Source organism: Streptomyces sp. NPDC005141 (assembly GCF_053599975.1).
Genome location: NZ_JBSFYW010000033.1, coordinates 23,822 through 42,269 on the forward strand (window position 1 = coordinate 23,822; position 18,448 = coordinate 42,269).

The 18,448-nt window shown below is 71.9% G+C and carries 14 protein-coding genes; 4 read left to right on the forward strand and 10 right to left on the reverse strand.

The features are described 5' to 3' along the window. Positions 1–77 precede the first annotated feature (77 nt). Together ACWD68_RS24490 and ACWD68_RS24495 are read right to left on the reverse strand one after the other, a co-directional pair. The gene (locus tag ACWD68_RS24490; RefSeq protein WP_451808575.1) at positions 78–941 is read right to left on the reverse strand and encodes an ABC transporter permease; all 864 of its coding nucleotides are present in this window, start codon (positions 939–941) and stop codon (positions 78–80) included. Continuing rightward, a complete protein-coding gene (locus ACWD68_RS24495) occupies positions 938–3,661 on the reverse strand; it encodes an alpha/beta fold hydrolase (RefSeq protein WP_451808576.1) in 2,724 nt (907 codons plus the stop codon). Before ACWD68_RS24495 ends, ACWD68_RS24490 begins: the two co-directional genes overlap by 4 nt. Before the next feature lie 116 nt (positions 3,662–3,777). Here ACWD68_RS24495 and ACWD68_RS24500 point away from each other — a divergent pair, with 116 nt between their 5' ends. After that, entirely contained in the window at positions 3,778–4,188 is a 411-nt protein-coding gene (locus ACWD68_RS24500) for a GNAT family N-acetyltransferase (RefSeq protein WP_451808577.1), read from the forward strand. Between the two features lie 43 nt (positions 4,189–4,231). Here the strand turns inward: ACWD68_RS24500 and ACWD68_RS24505 are convergent, their stop codons facing one another. The 6 genes from ACWD68_RS24505 to iolC all read right to left on the reverse strand — a co-directional run bounded on the left by ACWD68_RS24505 (position 4,232) and on the right by iolC (position 12,395). Then, positions 4,232–5,641 carry an APC family permease gene (locus ACWD68_RS24505; RefSeq protein ID WP_451808578.1) on the reverse strand — a complete coding sequence of 470 codons (1,410 nt, stop codon included), beginning with the start codon at positions 5,639–5,641 and terminating at the stop codon, positions 4,232–4,234. Positions 5,642–6,055: 414 nt separating this feature from the next. Continuing rightward, positions 6,056–7,558 (reverse strand): CoA-acylating methylmalonate-semialdehyde dehydrogenase, encoded by a 1,503-nt coding sequence (gene mmsA / locus ACWD68_RS24510; RefSeq protein ID WP_451808579.1) that lies wholly within the window; start codon positions 7,556–7,558, stop codon positions 6,056–6,058. Between the two features lie 14 nt (positions 7,559–7,572). Next, positions 7,573–9,453 carry a 3D-(3,5/4)-trihydroxycyclohexane-1,2-dione acylhydrolase (decyclizing) gene (gene iolD / locus ACWD68_RS24515; RefSeq protein ID WP_451808580.1) on the reverse strand — a complete coding sequence of 627 codons (1,881 nt, stop codon included), beginning with the start codon at positions 9,451–9,453 and terminating at the stop codon, positions 7,573–7,575. Beyond that, on the reverse strand, positions 9,450–10,292 hold the full coding sequence (gene iolB / locus ACWD68_RS24520) for a 5-deoxy-glucuronate isomerase (protein ID WP_451808581.1): 843 nt from the start codon (positions 10,290–10,292) through the stop codon (positions 9,450–9,452). Before iolB ends, iolD begins: the two co-directional genes overlap by 4 nt. A gap of 7 nt (positions 10,293–10,299) precedes the next feature. Then, on the reverse strand, positions 10,300–11,196 hold the full coding sequence (locus ACWD68_RS24525) for a Cgl0159 family (beta/alpha)8-fold protein (protein WP_451808629.1): 897 nt from the start codon (positions 11,194–11,196) through the stop codon (positions 10,300–10,302). Between the two features lie 170 nt (positions 11,197–11,366). Beyond that, positions 11,367–12,395 (reverse strand): 5-dehydro-2-deoxygluconokinase, encoded by a 1,029-nt coding sequence (gene iolC / locus ACWD68_RS24530; RefSeq protein ID WP_451808582.1) that lies wholly within the window; start codon positions 12,393–12,395, stop codon positions 11,367–11,369. Between the two features lie 121 nt (positions 12,396–12,516). On the opposite strand from iolC, the gene ACWD68_RS24535 reads away from it, so the two are divergent. From ACWD68_RS24535 to ACWD68_RS24545, 3 genes are all read left to right on the forward strand, one after another. After that, a complete protein-coding gene (locus tag ACWD68_RS24535) occupies positions 12,517–13,494 on the forward strand; it encodes a sugar phosphate isomerase/epimerase family protein (protein WP_451808583.1) in 978 nt (325 codons plus the stop codon). 523 nt (positions 13,495–14,017) lie between these two features. Beyond that, a complete protein-coding gene (locus tag ACWD68_RS24540; protein ID WP_351553114.1) occupies positions 14,018–14,218 on the forward strand; it encodes a helix-turn-helix transcriptional regulator in 201 nt (66 codons plus the stop codon). A 132-nt stretch (positions 14,219–14,350) separates the two neighbouring features. Continuing rightward, a complete protein-coding gene (locus ACWD68_RS24545; RefSeq protein ID WP_451808584.1) occupies positions 14,351–14,929 on the forward strand; it encodes a GNAT family N-acetyltransferase in 579 nt (192 codons plus the stop codon). Between the two features lie 153 nt (positions 14,930–15,082). On the opposite strand, the gene ACWD68_RS24550 is transcribed toward ACWD68_RS24545, so the two are convergent. Together ACWD68_RS24550 and ACWD68_RS24555 are read right to left on the reverse strand one after the other, a co-directional pair. Further along, positions 15,083–16,126 carry a zinc-dependent alcohol dehydrogenase family protein gene (locus ACWD68_RS24550; RefSeq protein ID WP_451808585.1) on the reverse strand — a complete coding sequence of 348 codons (1,044 nt, stop codon included), beginning with the start codon at positions 16,124–16,126 and terminating at the stop codon, positions 15,083–15,085. 42 nt (positions 16,127–16,168) lie between these two features. Continuing rightward, positions 16,169–18,436, reverse strand: a complete 2,268-nt coding sequence (locus ACWD68_RS24555) for an MMPL family transporter (RefSeq protein WP_451808586.1) — start codon at positions 18,434–18,436, stop codon at positions 16,169–16,171. Positions 18,437–18,448: the final 12 nt, after the last annotated feature.

The window sequence follows — 18,448 nt, forward strand, 5'->3', positions numbered from 1 at the left end:
CTCGGATGCGTTGCGGAAGGATTTCGAAGCGGCCACGACGGAGGGGCTTCGAGACCGGTCGGTGATCTTCCGGAGACCTACGACACGATGTCCTTGCGCCCGAAACCACGGAAGGCCAGGGCGAACAGGACAACTGCGTACGTTACCGAAATCGCCGCGCCCTGGATCATCCCTCCCCACTCCGGAGTCGGCTGGACGGCGTCCGCCCAGGCGAACTGCCAGTGGGCGGGCAGGAAGTCGCGCCAGTGCCCGAGGGCGGTGACCGCGTCGAGGACGTTGCCCACGATGGTCAGGCCGACCGCGCCGCCGACCGCGCCGAGCGGGGCGTCCGTCTTCGTCGACAGCCAGAACGCGAGCCCCGCGGTGACCAGTTGGGACACGAAGATGTACGCGATCACCACGAGGAGCCGCTGGGCGGCGGTGCCCGCGGAGAGCGCTCCTCCGGTGGGGATCTCCAGCGGTCCCCAGCCGTAGGCGGCGGTGCCCACGGCCAGCGCGACGACCGGGAGCAGGACCATCGCCGCGAGGCTGAGCCCGAGCGCGACGGTGAGCTTGGACCACAGCAGCCGGGCTCTCGGCACCGGGGCCGCCAGCAGATAGCGCAGCGAGGACCAGCTCGCCTCGGAGGCGATGGTGTCGCCGCAGAACAGCGCGACCGGGATCACCAGGAGGAAGCCCGCCGAGACGAACAGGTTCACCGCGGCGAAGTTGGCGCCCGACGCCGTGGCCGTGTCCATCAGCGTGACCCGGCCGTTGCGCCCGCCGGGCTCGCCGCCGATCGCGAACGCCACGAGCAGGACGAAGGGCAGGACCGCGAGGATCGCCCCCATCACCAGGGTGCGGCGGCGCTTCGACTGGCGCAGGAGTTCGACGCGCAGCGGCAGGGTGCGGCGTGCCCGGTACCCGTCCGCCGTCTCGGTCCGCTCGACAAGCGTGCTCATGCGGAGCCTCCGATCAGGGTGAGGAACGCGTCTTCCAGACGGCGGTGGGGGCCCACCGACGCCACCGGTACTTCGAGGCGTACGAGTTCGACGACCAGGCGCTGTGCGCTGCCGTCGGCGTCGAGACGGACCAGCAGCCCGCCGTCGGTCGCGACGGCCGAGGACACGCCCGGCAGGGCGCCCACCTTCTCGACGACCGGCTCGTCGACGGGTGAGGCGATGCCGACGAGCAGGGTGTCGCCGGATCCGATGATCTCGGACACCGGGCCCGCCTGGACGAGCCGGCCGCGGTCCATGACCACCAGGTGGGTGCAGGACTGCTCGACCTCGGCGAGGAGATGGCTGGAGACGATGACCGTGCGGCCCGCGGCGGCGTAGCGGATCATCACCTCGCGCATCTCGCGGATCTGCGGCGGGTCGAGGCCGTTGGTCGGTTCGTCCAGGATCAGCAGGTCCGGGAGCCCGAGCATGGCCTGGGCGATGGCGAGACGCTGGCGCATGCCCTGGGAGTACGTGCGCACCACGCGGTCAATGGGCTCTCCCCTGTTCGAGCGGAGCCGAGAACTTGGGGAAGCGTCGCCGAGTCCGGCGATCTCCAGGGCCTCTTCCAGATGGGCGTCCTCGGGGGGACGGCCGGTGGCCCGCCAGTACAGGTCCAGGTTCTCGCGGCCGGACAGGTGCGGGAGGAAGCCCGCGCCCTCGACGAAGGCCCCGACCCGGGAGAGGACCGGCGCGCCGGGGCGGATCGCGTGCCCGAAGACGCGGATCTCGCCGTCGTCGGGCTTGATGAGGCCCATGAGCATGCGCAGGGTGGTCGTCTTGCCCGCGCCGTTCGGCCCGAGCAGGCCGAGCACCTGGCCCTTCTCCACCCGGAACGACAGCTCCCGTACCGCGTACCGGTCCGCCGACTTGGCGTAGCGCTTGCTCAGGCCGGTGATCTGGAGCGGGACTTCGGCGGACTCGGGATCGGGTGCCGGGGCGCTCGTGCGGCGGCGGCCGGTCACCAGCAGCGTCAGGGCGGTCAGCGCGCCGGCGAGCGGCAGCCACCACACCCACGCGGGCAGCGGCGCGGCGGCGGTCGTCACTCCGGGGGCCGTCGGTACCCGGAGGTCGCCCTTCAGGGACACGGTGTAGGTCGCCGGGGCCGCCGGGGAGGCGTAGCCGAGGTCGGTCGAGGCGAGGACCAGGCGCAGCCGGTGGCCCTGCTGGACCTTGTGGTCGACGGCGGGAAGGGTGATGGTCACGTCCCTGCCGGTCTTCGCGCCCTCGACGCGGACCGGGGTGACCAGCTGGGAGGGCAGCACCTGCCCGCTGCCGCCCGGACCGACGTCGTACACCTTCCCGAAGAGGACCGCGTCGTCGGTGCTCGACCTGACGTGCACCGTCGCCGTCGGGGAGCCGGTGATCCGCAGGTCGTCGCGGAAGGGCGCGGACTCGAACCGGGCGTACTGGCCGGGGAAGTCGAGGGAGACCCCGACGCCGAGGGAGGAGAACTGGGTGAGGCCGCCCGAGCCGCCGAGACCAGGGAGAGCCGAGATGGCGGGCGGACTGGCGCCCGCCGGGTTCTCGAAGCTCTGCTCGCGGCCGGTCAGTGTGATGGCGTGCCGAACGCTCGCCAGTCCGGGGTAGGTGTCGGCGCTCGCGCCGCGCAGCTGGGCGGCGCCGTCGGTGGAGTCGATGCCTCCGGTGCGGGTGACGCGGAAGGCGGGGCCCGTGTCGGCGCCCTTGTCGTCCTTCAGGTAGCGGTCGAACCAGGAGGCGGTCCGGGAGGTGACGCGGTCCGTCTCCCGGTCGCCGCCGTCGTGGCCGCCGGAGATCCAGTCGACGTCCACGGGTGCGCCGTTGGCCTTGATCGCCTTGGCCATGGCGTCGGCCTGCCCGAGCGGGAAGAGGGAGTCGGACTGGCCCTGCACGATGAGGGTGGGCACCTTGATGCGGTCGCCGACGGCGGAGGGGCTGCGCTCCTGGAGCAGCTTCGTCGCCGCCGCGTCCGGCTTCCCGGCCTCCGCGACCCGGTTGTACATCGCGCACAGCTCGGGCTCGAACCGGTCGCAGCCGCCGCCGGAGTTGATGAAGAGGCCCGTCCAGATCTTCTTGAACACGCCGTTCGGGAACAGGGCGTCCGCGAGGTTCCAGTACGTGATCGACGGGGCGATCGCGTCGACGCGCCGGTCGTTCGCGGCGGCCAGCAGGGAGACGGCCCCGCCGTACGAGGCGCCCGCGACGCCCACACGCGGGTCGCCGCTCCCGTCCAGCCGGACCTCGGGCCGCCGGGCGAGCCAGTCGATGAGCCGGGAGACGTCGGCGACCTCGCCCTGGGGGGCGTTCAGCCCGATCCTGCCGGTGGACTCGCCGAAGCCGCGCGCCGACCAGGTCAGTACGGCATACCCGTCGCGGGCGAGCTTCTCCGCCTCGCCGCGTACGTCGGCCTTGCTGCCGCCGAAGCCATGCGCGAGGAGGACGGCGGGTCGGCGGTGCGAGGAGGGGCCCGCGGTGAAGTACGAGGTGTCGAGCCGCACCCCGCCGTCCATGGCCATGACGTGGTCGGCGCGGTGCACGGCGGGAGCGCCGTCGTCGGCGACGGCGGTCCAGGTGCCCGCGGCGGCGAGCAGCGCGACGGCCGCGGTGGCGGCGGCCCATCGCCCGCGGGCTCGCGCCTTGGTGCGAGCGGGGAGGCGCCCCCGGAGCGGCCCGCGCGGCCGGGGCAGTCGAAGATCCATGCCTCAACGGTACGGGCGCCCGCCGGCAACCGGGGCAGCCGCCGGGTTGAACCCGTGCCCCTCCCACGGGAGTACGGCGTGGGTCCCGCGTACCGCGTCCGTGGTAGGAACGCCCCATGGAGATGCGCCGCGCCGGCACTGTCGAGGAACTGACCGCCGCCGAGTACCTCTTCGACCATCCCGTGCGTCCCGAGTGGGCCCGACGGTTCCTGGACACCGGGGGCCACCACCTGTACCTGGCCTACGAGGGCGGGGTGCCCGTCGGCTTCATCAGCGGCGTGGAGACGGTCCACCCCGACAAGGGCACCGAGATGTTCCTGTACGAGCTGGCGGTGGCCGAGGTGTTCCGGCGGCGTGGCACCGGGCGGGCGCTGATCCGCGAACTCGCCGCCCTGGCCCGGGAACGGGGCTGCTACGGGATGTGGGTCGGTGTGGACACCGGGAACGACATCGCCCTTGCCACCTACCGCAGCGCGGGTGGCAAGGACGACGGGACGTGCACGGTGGTGACCTGGGACTTCGGCTGAGGCCTCCCGCGGCGGGGCCGGGTCCGGCGGGTGTGCCGCGCGGTTACGCCCGCGCGTCCTCGGGGATCGACACCAGCCAGCGGGTGTCTCGGCGGGGCCGCAGGTAGAAGGCCCAGTAGAGGGTGGCGACCGCAGTGATGCCGCCGGTCCACAGCAGGTAGACCGTCTCCTGCTGGGTGAGGATGTAGGCGAGGACCGCGATGAGCACGACCGGTACCGCGGGCCACAGCGGCATCCGCCAGGCGGGCGTGTGGCGGTGGTGGCCGCGCCGGGCCAGCAGCGCGGCGACCGCGACGAGCAGGTACATGGCCGTCACCGACACGCCCGTCACGCCGTACAGGGTGTCCAGGTTGACGAAGCAGAGGGCTGCGCCGGGGACGCCCACCAGCAGCGTGGCGACCCAGGGGGAACCGAACCGGCCGAGCCGGGACAGGCCCTGGTTGACCGGGCCGGGCCACGCCTTGTCACGGGCCGAGGCGAACAGGACGCGCGAGTTCTGGATGACCATGACGATGCCCGCGTTGATGATCGCGAGGGCGACGCAGAGGCTGACGAAGGTGCCGACGGCCGAGTTGGACCAGGCCGTGACCATGCCGCTGATGTCACCGCCGGTCAGGGCGGACAGGTCGGAGGCGCCCAGGGTGATCGCGACGACCGGGACCAGGATGATGACCGTGGAGATGGCGAGGGTGGCGAGGACGGTACGGGCGACGTTGCGGCGCGGGTTCTCCAGTTCCTCGGAGAGGTAGACCGCGGTCGAGAAGCCCTGGGTGATGAACAGGGCGATGGCGAGACCCGAGACGACGAGCATGGCCGTCACGGTGTCCGTGTGGCCGCCGGAGTCCGCGGCCTGCATCGAGACCAGGCTGCCGACGCCCCGCTCGCTGTGGGCGAAGCCCAGGACCGCCACGAGCGCCGCGGCGATGACCTCCAGGACCAGGAAGATGCCGGTGATCCAGGCGTTGGCGCGCAGGTCGAGCAGGCCGGCGAGGGTGGCCAGGATCATCACGGCGGCGCCGGCGATCGAGGGGTTCAGATGGACGATCGGCGCCAGATAGTCGGCCGTGCCCATCGCGATCACCGGCGGCACGATCATGACGACCAGCAGGGAGAGCACGAAGACGAGCCAGCCCGCGAGGCGTCCGGCCATCATGGAGACCATGGCGTACTCGCCGCCCGCGCTGGGGATGAGGGTGCCCAGCTCCGAGTAGCAGAACGCCACGGCGATACAGAGCAGGGAGCCGATCGCGATGGTCAGCGCGGTCGCCGTGCCGAGCGACGAGAAGAGGTCGGGCACCACGACGAACAGCGTCGACGCGGGGGTCACGCACGAGAGCGTCAGCAGGGTGCCGCCGACGATGCCGATGGAGCGCTTGAGCTTTTGGGGGTTCCCGGTCGCCGTGGGGGCGGCGTCCGGGACGGCCGTCTCGACAGGGCGGAGCGTGTCGGTCATGAAGCGGTTCCGATCGACTCGTGCGTCAGGTGGTTCGGGCGGGAGCGCTATCGCCTCCGGCGGCTCGCGTCGTGCTTCTTCTCGTCCGCTCCCGCGTTGATGGAACCTTGACGGAAACCGTTGCGTCAATGGCCGTTTACCTACGGAATCCGCAATAGCGGAGCAGCGCACACCACATAACTTTCCCAGGCTGCAACGCCATCATGTTGCAATCATCAATATCTGGCGGATCATGACCTTGTTTTCCAAGAGAACATCATCAATCTGCCTGCGCTACCCGTTTCATCACTCCATGACGAGAACCGCAGCCCGAGTCTCGAAATCCGCCAGGATTGGTCCGCACTCCGGACGTCGCGGACCGCGAAACGCGACGGTGCCCCGCCCCGGACGACGGGGCGGGGCACCGGTGGCGCCTCAGTGGTTGCGCGGGAAGCCCAGGTCGACGCCCGCCGGCGCCTCCGACGGGTCCGGCCAGCGGGTGGTGACGACCTTGCCGCGGGTGTAGAAGTGCGTGCCGTCGTTGCCGTAGATGTGGTGGTCCCCGAAGAGGGAGTCCTTCCAGCCACCGAAGGAGTGGTAACCGACGGGCACCGGGATCGGCACGTTCACGCCGACCATGCCCGCCTCGATCTCCAGCTGGAAGCGGCGGGCGGCGCCGCCGTCCCGGGTGAAGATCGCGGTGCCGTTGCCGAAGGGGGACGCGTTGATCAGCGCCACGCCCTCGTCGTAGGTGTCCACGCGCAGCACGCACAGCACCGGGCCGAAGATCTCGTCCTTGTACGCGTCCGCCGTCACCGGCACGCGGTCCAGGAGCGAGAGGCCGATCCAGTGGCCGTCCTCGTGGCCCTCGACCGTGTGGCCCGTGCCGTCGAGGACGACCTCGGACCCCTGGTCGGCGGCACCCTTCACGTACGACGCCACCTTGTCGCGGTGCGCGGCCGTGATGAGCGGGCCCATCTCGGAGGCCGGGTCGTTGCCGGGACCGATCTTGATCTTCTCGGCGCGCTCGCGGATCTTGTCCACCAGCTCATCGCCGATCGAGCCGACCGCCACGACCGCGGAGATCGCCATGCAGCGCTCGCCGGCCGAGCCGTAGGCGGCGGAGACGGCGGCGTCGGCGGCCGCGTCCAGGTCTGCGTCCGGCAGGACGAGCATGTGGTTCTTGGCGCCGCCCAGGGCCTGGACGCGCTTGTGGTTCGCGGCGGCGGTGGTGTGGATGTAGCGGGCGATCGGCGTCGAACCCACGAAGGACACGGCGGCGACGTCCGGGTGCTCCAGGAGACGGTCGACGGCCACCTTGTCACCGTGCACGACGTTGAAGACACCGTCGGGCAGACCGGCCTCCGCCAGCAACTCGGCGAGCTTCATGGCGGCCGACGGGTCCTTCTCCGACGGCTTGAGGACGAAGGTGTTGCCGCACGCGATGGCGATCGGGAACATCCACATCGGCACCATGGCCGGGAAATTGAACGGCGTGATGCCCGCGACGACGCCCAGCGGCTGGCGGATCGACGCCACGTCGACCCGGGAGGCCACCTCGGTCGACAGCTCGCCCTTCAGCTGCACGGTGATCCCGCACGCCAGGTCGACGATCTCCAGACCGCGCGCGACCTCACCGAGCGCGTCCGAGTGCACCTTGCCGTGCTCGGCGGTGATCAGCTCGGCGATCGCGTCCCGGTTGGCGTCGAGCAGGGCGCGGAACTTGAAGAGGATCGTGGTCCGCCTGGCCAGTGAGGACAGGCCCCAGGTCGCGTAGGCGTCCTTCGCGGCGGACACCGCCGCGTCGACCTCGTCGACGGTCGCGAACGCGACCCGCGTGGTCACGGCGCCGGTCGCCGGGTCGGTGACCGGCCCGTACGTACCCGACGCACCCTCGACGGACTTGCCACCGATCCAGTGGTCGACGGTCTTCGTCATGGCCAATTACTCCTTCACAGATGGCGGCGTCGGGCGGCGACGTGCCGGTCATACTCCTCACGTGCCTTGACCGCAGACGATCGGGTCGCGGTCTCGGCCACAGGTACATCCCACCAGGCTTGGGCCGGGGGCGCGCCCGACACAGTGTCTGCCGTTTCGGTCTCCACGTAGACACAAGTGGGAGTGTCCGCGTCGCGCGCCTCGGCCAGGGCGGCACGCAGGTCACGCACGGTCTTCGCGCGTAGGACGCGCATGCCCAGGCTGGCCGCGTTGGCCGCGAGATCCACGGGCAGCGGCGCCCCGGTGTACGTACGGTCCTCGGCGCGGTGACGGTACGCCGTGCCGTACCGCTCGCCGCCCACGGACTCGGAGAGACCGCCGATCGAGGCGTACCCGTGGTTCTGGATGATGATCACCTTGATCGCGACGCCCTCCTGGACGGCGGTGACGATCTCGGTCGGCATCATCAGATAGGTGCCGTCGCCGACCAGCGCCCACACGGGCCGGTCCGGGGCCGCCATCCGCACGCCGATCGCCGCCGGGATCTCGTAGCCCATGCACGAGTAGCCGTACTCGACGTGGTACTGGTCCCGAGACCGCGCCCGCCACAGTTTGTGCAGGTCGCCGGGGAGCGAGCCGGCCGCGTTGATCAGGATGTCGTCCTCGGTGACCAGCTCGTCGAGGACGCCGAGGACCTGCGGCTGGGTGGGCCGGATGTCGACGTCCTCGGCCTCGTAGGCCGCGTCGACGCGGTACTCCCAGCGCTCCTTGTCGTCCGTGTACTCGGTGACGTACGCGGGCTCGGCTCGGTGGCGGTGCAGCAGCAGCGCCTCGGTGAGCGCTTCGAGACCGGCGCGCGCGTCGGCGATCAGCGGGGTGCCGGCGAGCTTGTGGCCGTCGTACGGAGCGATGTTGAGGTTGAGGAACCGGACACCCGAGGCACCGAAGAGGGTGCCGGAGGCGGTGGTGAAGTCGGTGTAGCGGGTGCCGACGCCGATCACCAGGTCGGCGGTGCGGGCGAGCTCGTCGGCGGTCGCCGTGCCGGTGTGGCCGATGCCGCCGACGTCCTGGGGGTGGTCCCAGCGCAGCGAGCCCTTGCCCGCCTGGGTGGAGGCGACGGGGATGCGGGTGGCGGAGGCGAGTTCGGCGAGCGCCTCCTCGGCGCGGCTGTGGTGGACGCCGCCGCCCGCGACGATCAGCGGACGCCTGGCCTCGCGGACCGCCGCGACGGCGCCGGCCAGTTCGCCGGCGTCGGCCGCCGGGCGCCGCACGGCCCAGGTCCGCTCGGCGAAGAACTCCTCGGGCCAGTCGTACGCCTCCGCCTGCACGTCCTGCGGCAGCGCGAGCGTGACGGCGCCGGTGTCGACGGGGTCACTGAGCACGCGCATCGCCTGGAGGGCCGCCGGGATCAGGGCTTCGGGGCGGGTGATCCGGTCGAAGTACTTCGACACCGGACGCAGACAGTCGTTGACCGACACATCCCCCGCGGAGGGGACTTCGAGCTGCTGGAGCACCGGGTCGGCGGGGCGGGTCGCGAAGACGTCGCCGGGCAGGAGCAGCACGGGGAGGTGGTTGATCGTGGCGAGCGCAGCGCCGGTGACGAGGTTGGTGGCACCGGGCCCGATGGAGGTGGTCACGGCGTGCGTCGACAGCCGGCCGCACTGGCGCGCGTAGCCGACCGCCGCGTGCACCATGGCCTGTTCGTTGCGTCCCTGGTGGTACGGCATCTCATCGGCGTACTCGATGAGCGCCTGGCCGATCCCGGCGACGTTCCCGTGGCCGAAGATGCCCCAGGTGGCGCCGATCAGGCGGCGCCGCTCGCCGTCCCGCTCCGTGTACTGCGCGGCCAGGAACCGCACCAGTGCCTGCGCGACCGTCAGCCTCGTCGAGGTCATCGGTATCCCCCTGTGCTCTCTACGTGTCCCGGGTGGAACCGGATCCGCCACTCCCTGTCCCCGCCCGGTCCCGCCATGACGTTCAGGTAGTACATGGCGTGGCCGGGCTGGGCGATGGACGGACCGTGCCATCCGTCGGGGACGAGGACGGCATCGCCGGTGCGGACCTCGGCGAGGACGTCGGAACCGCCCTCACGGGAAGGGAATACGCGCTGATAGCCGAAACCGTTCGGCCCGTCGATCTCGAAGTAGTAGATCTCCTCCAGCCGCGACTCGACACCGGGCAGGTGCTCGTCGTGCTTGTGGGGCGGATACGAGGACCAGTTGCCGCCGGGGGTGATCACCTCGACGGCGATCAGCCGGTCGCAGTCGAAGACGTCGGCGGCGGCGAAATTGCGCACCTGGCGGGCGCAGTCGCCGCTGCCGCGGTCTTCGACGGGAACCTCCGGCGCGGGGCCGTAGCGGGCGGGGAGTCGGCGCTCGCACTTCGCTCCTGCCAGGGCGAAGCGGCCTCCCACGCCGGAGGCGATCTGGACCCGGGCCTCACGGGGCACGTACGCGAAGTCGGAGACTCCGTCGAACACGCTTCCCCTGCCCAGGAGTTGGAACTCTTCCTGCTCCATGCCGTCCTTGGCGCGCACCGTGCAGCCGCCGCTGAGCGGGAGCACGATCCACTCACTGTCCCCGGTGGTGAAGGTGTGGGTACCACCGGGTGCCAGCTCCACGACGCGCAGACTGCTGTGGGTCCAGCCGGCCCGCACGGGATCGATGTCGAGGGCGTAGTACGCGTCGGCCGTGGTGCCGCTGGGCACGTACAGCTCGTTGCTCGGACGACTCATGCGGCCCTCACAGCAGTCCTACGGCGGTGTCCACGGCCGCGGCGACATCGCCGTCCGCGGGGTACAGCAGCGAACGGCCCACCACCAGGCCCTGCACGGTGGGGAGTTGGAGTGCCCCGCGCCACTTCTCGTACGCACTCTCCTGACCCTCGCCGACATCACCCCCCAGCAGGACGGCGGGCAGCGTGGAGGTCTCCATGACGCGGGCCATGTCGTCCGGGTTCTCGGTGACGGGGACCTTCAGCCAGGTGTACGCCGAACTGCCGCCCAGGCCGCTGGCGATGGCGATCGACTTGGTGACGGCCTCGGCGCTCAGATCGTTGCGCAGGCTACCGTCCTCCCGGCGACGGCAGAGGAACGGTTCGACGAAGACCGGAAGTTGACGCTCGGCCATGTCGTCGATCACCCGGGCCGTGGACTCCAGGGTGCGCAGCGAGCCCGGATCGTCGTAGTCGATGCGCAGCAGCAGTTTGCCCGCGTCGAACCCGAGCCGCTCGAGGTCCTTCGGGCGGTGCCCGGTGAACCGGTCGTCCAGCTCGAAGGCGGAACCCGCGAGTCCGCCCCGGTTCATCGACCCGATGGCCACCTTGCCCTCGAGCGCGCCGAGCAGCAGCAGGTCGTCGAGGACGTCGGCGGTGGCGAGCACGCCGTCGACTCCGGGTCGGGAGAGCGCCAGACACAGCCGCTCCAACAGATCGGCTCGCCCCGCCATGGCCAGCTTCCGGTCGCCGACGGCCAGTGCGCCGCATGCCGGATGGTCCGCGGCGACGATCATCAGCCGCCCGGAGCCGTCGACCAGCGGCCGCCGCACCCGCCGCGCGGCGGCCTCCGCGATCGCCTCGGGGTGACGGGCACGGACCTGGACGAGCGCGAGGACGTCGACGCGAGGGGACGGGGGGCGCAGACGGTCGTAGGTGGTGGGGGTGACGGGGGTGGCGGAGAGCGGTCCGCCGGGCGGGGCACCGGCGGGCTCGGTGTTCGCCGGCGCGCCCGCCCGGGCGTGTTCGACCGCCTCGTGGGGCGGGGGCGCGTCGCCGCCCTGTTCGTGGCGGGCTCCCCCGACGTGACCCGCCCTCACCGCACCGCTCCCGCCGCGAGGGCCTCTTCGACCTCGTCCGGCGTCGGCATCGCGGAAGAGCACTCCAGCCGGGAGGCGACGATGGCGCCCGCCGCGTTCGCGTGGCGCATGACCCGCTCCAGGTCCCAGCCGGCGAGCAGTCCGTGGCAGAGGGAGCCGCCGAACGCGTCTCCCGCGCCGAGGCCGTTGAGTACCTCGACCGGGAGGGGCGGGACCTCCGCCCGGGTCCCGTCGCGATGGACGGCGAGAACGCCCTTGGGACCCTGCTTCACCACGGCGAGTTCGGCACCGGCTTCGAGGAGGGCGTCGGCGGCGGCGTGCGGCTCGCGCTCGCCCGTGGCGATCTCGACCTCGTCGACATTGCCGACGGCGACGGTGGCGTGGCGCAGGGCCTCCGCGTAGAAGGGACGCGCCGAGGCGGCGAGGTCCTTCCGCGCGCCGCCTTCCGGAGCTCCGCTCTTCCCGGCCCTGTCCCTCCCCGCCGCGTTCTTCCCGGCCGTGTCCCCCCAGAACATGGGACGCCAGTCGAGGTCGAAGACCGTCGTACCGGACCGGGCCCGGTGGGCCAGGGCGGCGAGCGTGGCCGTGCGGCTCGGTTCCGCGCTCAGCCCCGTGCCCGTCATCCAGAAGACGCGGGCGGCGCGCACTTCGTCGAGGTCGAGTTCGTGCGCGTCGATCTCCAGGTCGGGGGCCTTGGGCTGCCGGTAGAAGTAGAGCGGGAAGTCGTCGGGCGGGAAGATCTCGCAGAAGGTGACGGGGGTGGGCAGCCCGGGGACCGAGGTGACCCAGCGGTCGTCGACGCCGAAGTCGCGCAGCGCCTCGCGCAGATAGGCACCGAAGGGATCCGCACCCGTCCGGGTGATGACGGCCGTACGCCGTCCGAGCCGCGCGGCGGCCACCGCGACATTGGTCGCCGACCCGCCGAGGAACTTGCCGAAGGACGTCACCCGGGCCAGCGGGACTCCCGTCTGCAACGGGTAGAGGTCCACACCGATCCGCCCCATGGTGATCAGCTCGTACGCCATCGAGTTCCCTTCACTACGGCTGTCCCCAGGTCTAGTCCCGCACGCGGAGCCTGTCAACGTTTTGTCCAGACATTCGGACGAGGCCTTGACACCTCTCCGGAGCCGCCGGAAGCTGACGCCCATGACGTCGTTGTCACCTCAGTCATCGCCGCGGCCCGAGTCCCGGCCCTCGCCGGAGTCGTCACCGCGGTCGTCGCCTCCGTCCTCACTGTCGCGCATCCGGATCGGTTCGGCTCCCGACTCCTGGGGCGTCTGGTTCCCCGACGACCCGCGGCAGGTCCCCTGGCAGCGCTTCCTCGACGAGGTCTCCGGCTCCGGCTACGAGTGGATCGAGCTCGGCCCGTACGGCTATCTGCCCACGGATCCGGACGTCCTCAGAGAGGAGACCGCGCGGCGCGGGCTCACCGTCTCGGCAGGCACGGTCTTCACCGGGCTGCACCGGGGTCCCGACGTCTGGGAGTCCACCTGGGCGCACGTCTCGGACATCGCGGCGCTCACCCAGGCGATGGGCGCCGAGCATCTCGTCGTCATCCCGGCCTTCTGGCGCGACGACAAGACCGGCGCGGTGCTGGAGGACAGCACGCTGACGCCGTCCCAATGGCGCAATCTGACCGCCCAGACCGAGCGGCTCGCCCATGAGGTCCGCGAGCGCTACGGGCTGCGGATCGTCGTCCACCCGCACGCCGACACGCACATCGACAGCGAGGAGAACGTGACGCGCTTCCTCGACGCGACCGACGCCTCCCTGGTGTCGCTGTGTCTGGACACGGGCCACTACGCCTACTGCGGCGGCGACAGCGTCAAGCTCATCGAGACGTACGGCGAACGCATCGGCTACCTCCACCTCAAGCAGGTGGACCCGCTGGTGCTGGCCGGAGTCCGTGCCGAGGAGGTGCCGTTCGGGCCGGCCGTCGCGCGCGGCGTGATGTGCGAACCACCGTCCGGCGTGCCGGCGCTGGAGCCCGTCCTCGCCGCCGCGCAGCGGCTCGGCGTCGAGCTCTTCGCGATCGTCGAGCAGGACATGTACCCGTGTCCGCCGGACAAGCCACTGCCGATCGCCCGGCGCACCCGGGCGTTCCTGAGGTCCTGCGGGGCATGACGTCCGCGTCCGGAGGACCCGACGAGCCCCCGGGGCCCGGCGGGTCCTGCGGCCCGCCCGGGCGCGCACGCCGGGCGGGGACCGCCGCACGGGTGAGCGGGGGCCGTCGGCCGGGGCGACGGCGGGGGCCGTCACGCGGAACCTGGAAGGGTCTGTCCCGCGGCCGGCCACGGAAGTCACCGTGCGGGCCGGTGACGGACCGGGCGGTTCCTGGGAGACCGCGGTCACGCCGCCCCGCCCGCATCACCCGCATCACCCGCATCACCCGCATCACCCGCATCACCCGACCGACTATCTCCCGCCCCTTGGTGACCAATGTGTCACTCGTGTCACAAAAAACACCGCCGTGTCACACATGTCGCGTGTACGCGGGTCTTGCGTCACACCCGGTCAACAGCCGCTGCCCTGCGTTCACGCTGCGTCGTTCAAGGGGCAGACGCTTTGTGATCACCAGCGCAGCGCCCGGCTCCCCCGACGGCCGCCCCCAGGCCGCCGCCGCGGCGCGCGCGGGGAGGTGCCACTCATGACCGACCGAAGGCTCTGGTCGTACAAGGAGATCGCGGCGCACATCAAGGTGCAGCCGGACACGGTGCGGTCCTACCGCAAGCACGGGCTGCTGCCGCCGCCCGACCATGTCGAGGGCGGAAAGCCCTACTGGTACGCGGACACCGTCCGGTCCTGGGTCGCCTCCCGGCCGGGAAACCGGGGCCGCAGAGACGAGTGACCCCTTCCGCCGGGTGCCTCATGCCTCCGGGGGTGCCTCGCCTCCGTGCCGCATCCGGGGTGCCTCGCCTCCGGGTGGGGCACCGCCCTAATTCGATTGCCGCCGTGCCGGTCGCCCGCCGATGATCCACCGGTGACCTTCTCCGTGAAACCCGTCCTCACCGGCGAGAAGACCCTGCTGCGACCGTTCACCGTGGCCGACGCCCCGGTGATGGCGGAGATCCTGGCCGACCCCGAGGTCCTGCGGCTCACCGGCAGTCCCGACGAGGAGTTCGGACCGGAACGGCTGCGTATCTGGTACGGGACGCGCGGCGAACAGCCGGACAGGCTGGACCTCGGCGTGGTGGACCGCGCCACCGGTGAACTGGTCGGCGAGGCCGTCCTGAACGAGTGGGACCGGCACAACCACAACTGCACGTTCCGCATCCTCATCGGCCCGCGGGGCCGGGACCGGGGTCTGGGCACCGAGGCCACCCGGCTGATCGTCGGGCACGCCTTCGAGCGACTGGCCCTGCACCGCGTCTCGCTGTACGTCTTCGCCTTCAACCCCCGGGCCCGCCGCGCCTATGAGAAGGCCGGCTTCGTGGCCGAGGGCGTCGAGCGCCAGACGCTGCTGCACGACGGCGAGTGGATCGACGCCGTACGGATGTCGGTCCTCGCCCATGAGTGGGCCGCCCACCGGGGACACCCCGCCGGCCCCACGGCCAACTGACCACCGGCGCACGACGCTCACTGACCACCGGCCCACGGCACTCGCTTGCCCCCGGCCCTCGCAGCCACCGACCGCCGGCCCGCTACGGGGAGACCGCCCGGGAGACCGCCCCATCGGGCTTCGGAGACCGTCCCCCGCACACCTCGACGACCGTCAGCTCCACGGCTCGATGACCGTCACCCCCGAGCCCGGTGCCGAGCCCATCGCCGCCAGTGCGGTCGGTGCCGCGTCCAGCGTGATGGTGGACGTCACGAGGAGGTCGGGCCGGAGCGTCCCGGCACGGACCAGTTCCATCATCGCCGGGTAGGCGTGGGCGGCCATGCCGTGGCTGCCGAGGAGTTCGAGTTCGAGGCCGATCACGCGGGCCATCGGGACCGGGGTCGTACCGGTCGGGGAGGGCAGCAGGCCGACCTGGACGTGCCGGCCGCGACGGCGCAGACCGTTCACCGAGGCCGCGCAGGTGGCGGGCGATCCGAGGGCGTCCAGCGACACATGCGCGCCACCGCCGGTCAGTTCACGGACCGCATGCGCCGGGTCGGCCACGGCAGAGGCGTCCACGCACTCCGCCGCCCCGAACTTCCGAGCGAGGTCGAGCGCCGCGGACGACACGTCGACGGCGACGACCCGGGCCCCGGAAGCCGCCGCGATCATCACCGCCGAGAGGCCGACACCGCCGCAGCCGTGCACCGCGACCCACTCCCCCGCGGCCGCCCTTCCCTGGGCGGCCACCGCCCGGAACGCCGTGGCGAACCGGCAGCCCAGCGAGGCTGCCGTCGCGAAGGACAACTCCGGCGGCACCGCGATCAGGTTCACGTCGGCGTGGTCGAGCGCCACGTACTGGGCGAAGGAACCCCAGTGCGTGAACCCCGGCTGGGTCTGACGTTCGCACACCTGCTGGTCGCCCGCCGCGCACGCGGGACAGGTTCCGCAGGCGCAGACGAACGGGACGGTGACCGGGTCGCCGGGACGCCAGCCGGTCACCCGGGCACCCACCGCCTCGACCACCCCCGCGAGTTCGTGCCCCGGCACATGCGGCAGTGTGATGTCCGGGTCGTGGCCCATCCAGCCGTGCCAGTCGCTCCGGCACAGCCCCGTGGACTCGACCCGCACCACGACCCCGTGCTCCGCGGGCGCCGGGTCCGCCACCTCCCGCACCTCGGCCGGCTCCCCGTACCGCTCGAACACCACTGCCCGCATCGGCTTCCGCCCTCCGCCCGGAGATCACCTTCCCCGGGAACGCTATCCGCGCGCGCCCGCCTTGTCCCTGCCGGGCTCGGGCGCCGGTACCGGGGCCGCCTCCGGCGCCGCCCCCTCGCTGAGTCCGAACCGGTCGTGGAAGCGCCGCAGCGGTCCGGGCGCCCACCAGGTGGCCCGGCCGGTCAGGCGCATGACCGCTGGGACCAGCAGGCTGCGGACGACCATCGCGTCCATCAGCACGGCGAGCGCGATACCCAGACCCAGCATCTTGGTGTTGGCGATCCGGGAGGTGCCGATGGCGACCATCACCACCGCGAGGATGACCGCGGCGGCGGTGATGAGCCCGCCGGTGCGCTGAAGCCCGAAGCGGACCGCCTCGCGGTGGTCGCCGGTGTGGTCGTACTCCTCCTTGATGCGGGAGAGGAGGAAGACGCCGTAGTCCATGGAGAGACCGAAGGCGACGCAGAACATCAGGACCGGGAGGGTCGTCTCGATCGAACCGGAGCTGGTGAAGTCGAGGAGGCCGGAGAGATGGCCGTCCTGGAAGACCCAGACCACCGCACCGAACATCGCGGTCAGGCTGAGCGCGTTGAGCAGCACCGCCTGCACCGGGATCAGCACGCTGCCGGTCAGCAGGAACACCAGGAGCAGCGTGACGATCGCGATGAACGCGGCCGCCCACGGGAGCCGGTCGGCTATCGCGTGCTTGGAGTCGACCAGGACGGCCGCCGTGCCGGTCACGGAGGTTTCGAACGGGGCGTCCGTCGCCCGGAGTTCGCCCACCAAGCGCTGGGCCCCCTCGTCCACGGCCTCGCCCTTCGGCAGCACCGTGAAGTACGCCGCGTCGCCCTTCACCAGGGGCCCGTCCACGCGCAGCACCTCGGGCAGAGCGGCGATCCGGTCCTTGTACCGGGCGTACTGGGCCGGGGTGGCCGCGCCCTCGGCCAGGACCTCCAGTCCGCCGCCGGGACTGCCCGGGAATCCGTCGCGGATGTGCTGTTGGACGATGTGCGACTCCGCGCCCGAGGGCAGCTGGCGGTCGTCGGCCGTGCCGAACTTCACGCCCAGGAAGGGCAGTCCGAGGACGATGAGGCCGGCCGTGGTGGCCACCGCGAAGAGCGGGGCCCTGCGCATCACGAGGGAGGCCATGCGTCCCCAGGCGGCCCCGCCGTCGGCCGGACGCGGCCTTCCGCGCCGGAACAGGCGCCGCAGGTCCAGGGAGTTCACCCGGTCGCCGAGGAGCACCAGCGCCGCGGGGAGCAGGATCAGGGCGGCGGCCGCGGCCAGCAGCACGACGGCGATGCCGGCGTAGGCGAAGGAGCGCAGGAAGTACTGCGGGAAGAGCAGCATCGCGGCCAGCGACACCGCGACGGTGAGGGCGGAGAAGAGCACCGTGCGGCCGGCCGTGCGCAGGGTGGTGCCGACCGCGGTGCGCGGCGGGGTGCCGGTGGCCAGCTCCTCGCGGAACCTGCGGACGATGAACAGGGCGTAGTCGATGGCGAGACCGAGACCGAGGGCCGTCGTCAGATTCATGGCGAAGACCGAGACGTCCGTGACCTCGGTGAGTCCACGCAGCACCGCGTTGGTGCCGAGAATCGCGATGATGCCGACCCCGAGCGGCAGCAGGGCCGCGATCGCGCTGCCGAAGACCATCACCAGCAGCACGAGGGTCACCGGCAGGGCGATCAGCTCGGCCCGGGTCAGGTCCTCGCGGATGGTCGTCTGCATCTCGTGCCGCACGGCGACCGGTCCGCCGACCTCGATCTCGACGGGGCCGCTCCTTCCCCGGTAGGAGGGTGCGAGGCGGTCCAGGGTGTCGGCCGCGGTCTTCTCGTCGCCGGTGATGCGCGCGGCGATCAGCGCCTCGTGGCCGTCACGCGCCTTCAGCGCGGGGGAACCGGACTGCCAGTACGAACCGACGCCCGTGACACCCCGCTCGGTGGCCAGGCGCGCCGCGAGCCGTTTGGCCTCGGCGGCGACGGAGGGGTCGTCGACCGAGGCGGCGCCCGCGTCGAGAAGGAGCAGCAGATTGGGCTGCGAGGCGGGGAACTCCCGCTCCAGCGCCTTGGTCGCGTAGGTCGACTGCGCGGTCGGGTCCTCCCAGCCTCCGCTGCCCAGCCGGTCGGCGACCCCGCTGCCCGCGACCACGGCGAGCGCGGTCAGCAGGAGGGCCACGAGCAGGGAGAGCCGCGGTCGCGCGGTCACGAACCGGGTCCATCCGCCGAGCCGCGCACCCCCGCCCGAACCCGCGCCCGCACCCCCGCCGGACCTCGCTCCGGGCCCGTCTCCCGCGTCGTTGACTTCGGACATGATGCGGTGTCC

What these genes read in the sequence shown, in the direction of transcription:
- ACWD68_RS24505 (WP_451808578.1), bottom strand. Translation starts at nt 5,641, where the DNA reads ATGACCGACACGCTCCGCCCTGTCGAGACGGCCGTCCCGGACGCCGCC.
- iolB (WP_451808581.1), bottom strand. Translation starts at nt 10,292, where the DNA reads ATGAGTCGTCCGAGCAACGAGCTGTACGTGCCCAGCGGCACCACGGCC.
- ACWD68_RS24550 (WP_451808585.1), bottom strand. Translation starts at nt 16,126, where the DNA reads ATGCGGGCAGTGGTGTTCGAGCGGTACGGGGAGCCGGCCGAGGTGCGG.
- ACWD68_RS24535 (WP_451808583.1), top strand. Translation starts at nt 12,517, where the DNA reads ATGACGTCGTTGTCACCTCAGTCATCGCCGCGGCCCGAGTCCCGGCCC.
- iolD (WP_451808580.1), bottom strand. Translation starts at nt 9,453, where the DNA reads ATGACCTCGACGAGGCTGACGGTCGCGCAGGCACTGGTGCGGTTCCTG.
- ACWD68_RS24500 (WP_451808577.1), top strand. Translation starts at nt 3,778, where the DNA reads ATGGAGATGCGCCGCGCCGGCACTGTCGAGGAACTGACCGCCGCCGAG.
- iolC (WP_451808582.1), bottom strand. Translation starts at nt 12,395, where the DNA reads ATGGCGTACGAGCTGATCACCATGGGGCGGATCGGTGTGGACCTCTAC.
- mmsA (WP_451808579.1), bottom strand. Translation starts at nt 7,558, where the DNA reads ATGACGAAGACCGTCGACCACTGGATCGGTGGCAAGTCCGTCGAGGGT.
- ACWD68_RS24555 (WP_451808586.1), bottom strand. Translation starts at nt 18,436, where the DNA reads ATGTCCGAAGTCAACGACGCGGGAGACGGGCCCGGAGCGAGGTCCGGC.
- ACWD68_RS24490 (WP_451808575.1), bottom strand. Translation starts at nt 941, where the DNA reads ATGAGCACGCTTGTCGAGCGGACCGAGACGGCGGACGGGTACCGGGCA.
- ACWD68_RS24540 (WP_351553114.1), top strand. Translation starts at nt 14,018, where the DNA reads ATGACCGACCGAAGGCTCTGGTCGTACAAGGAGATCGCGGCGCACATC.
- ACWD68_RS24495 (WP_451808576.1), bottom strand. Translation starts at nt 3,661, where the DNA reads ATGGATCTTCGACTGCCCCGGCCGCGCGGGCCGCTCCGGGGGCGCCTC.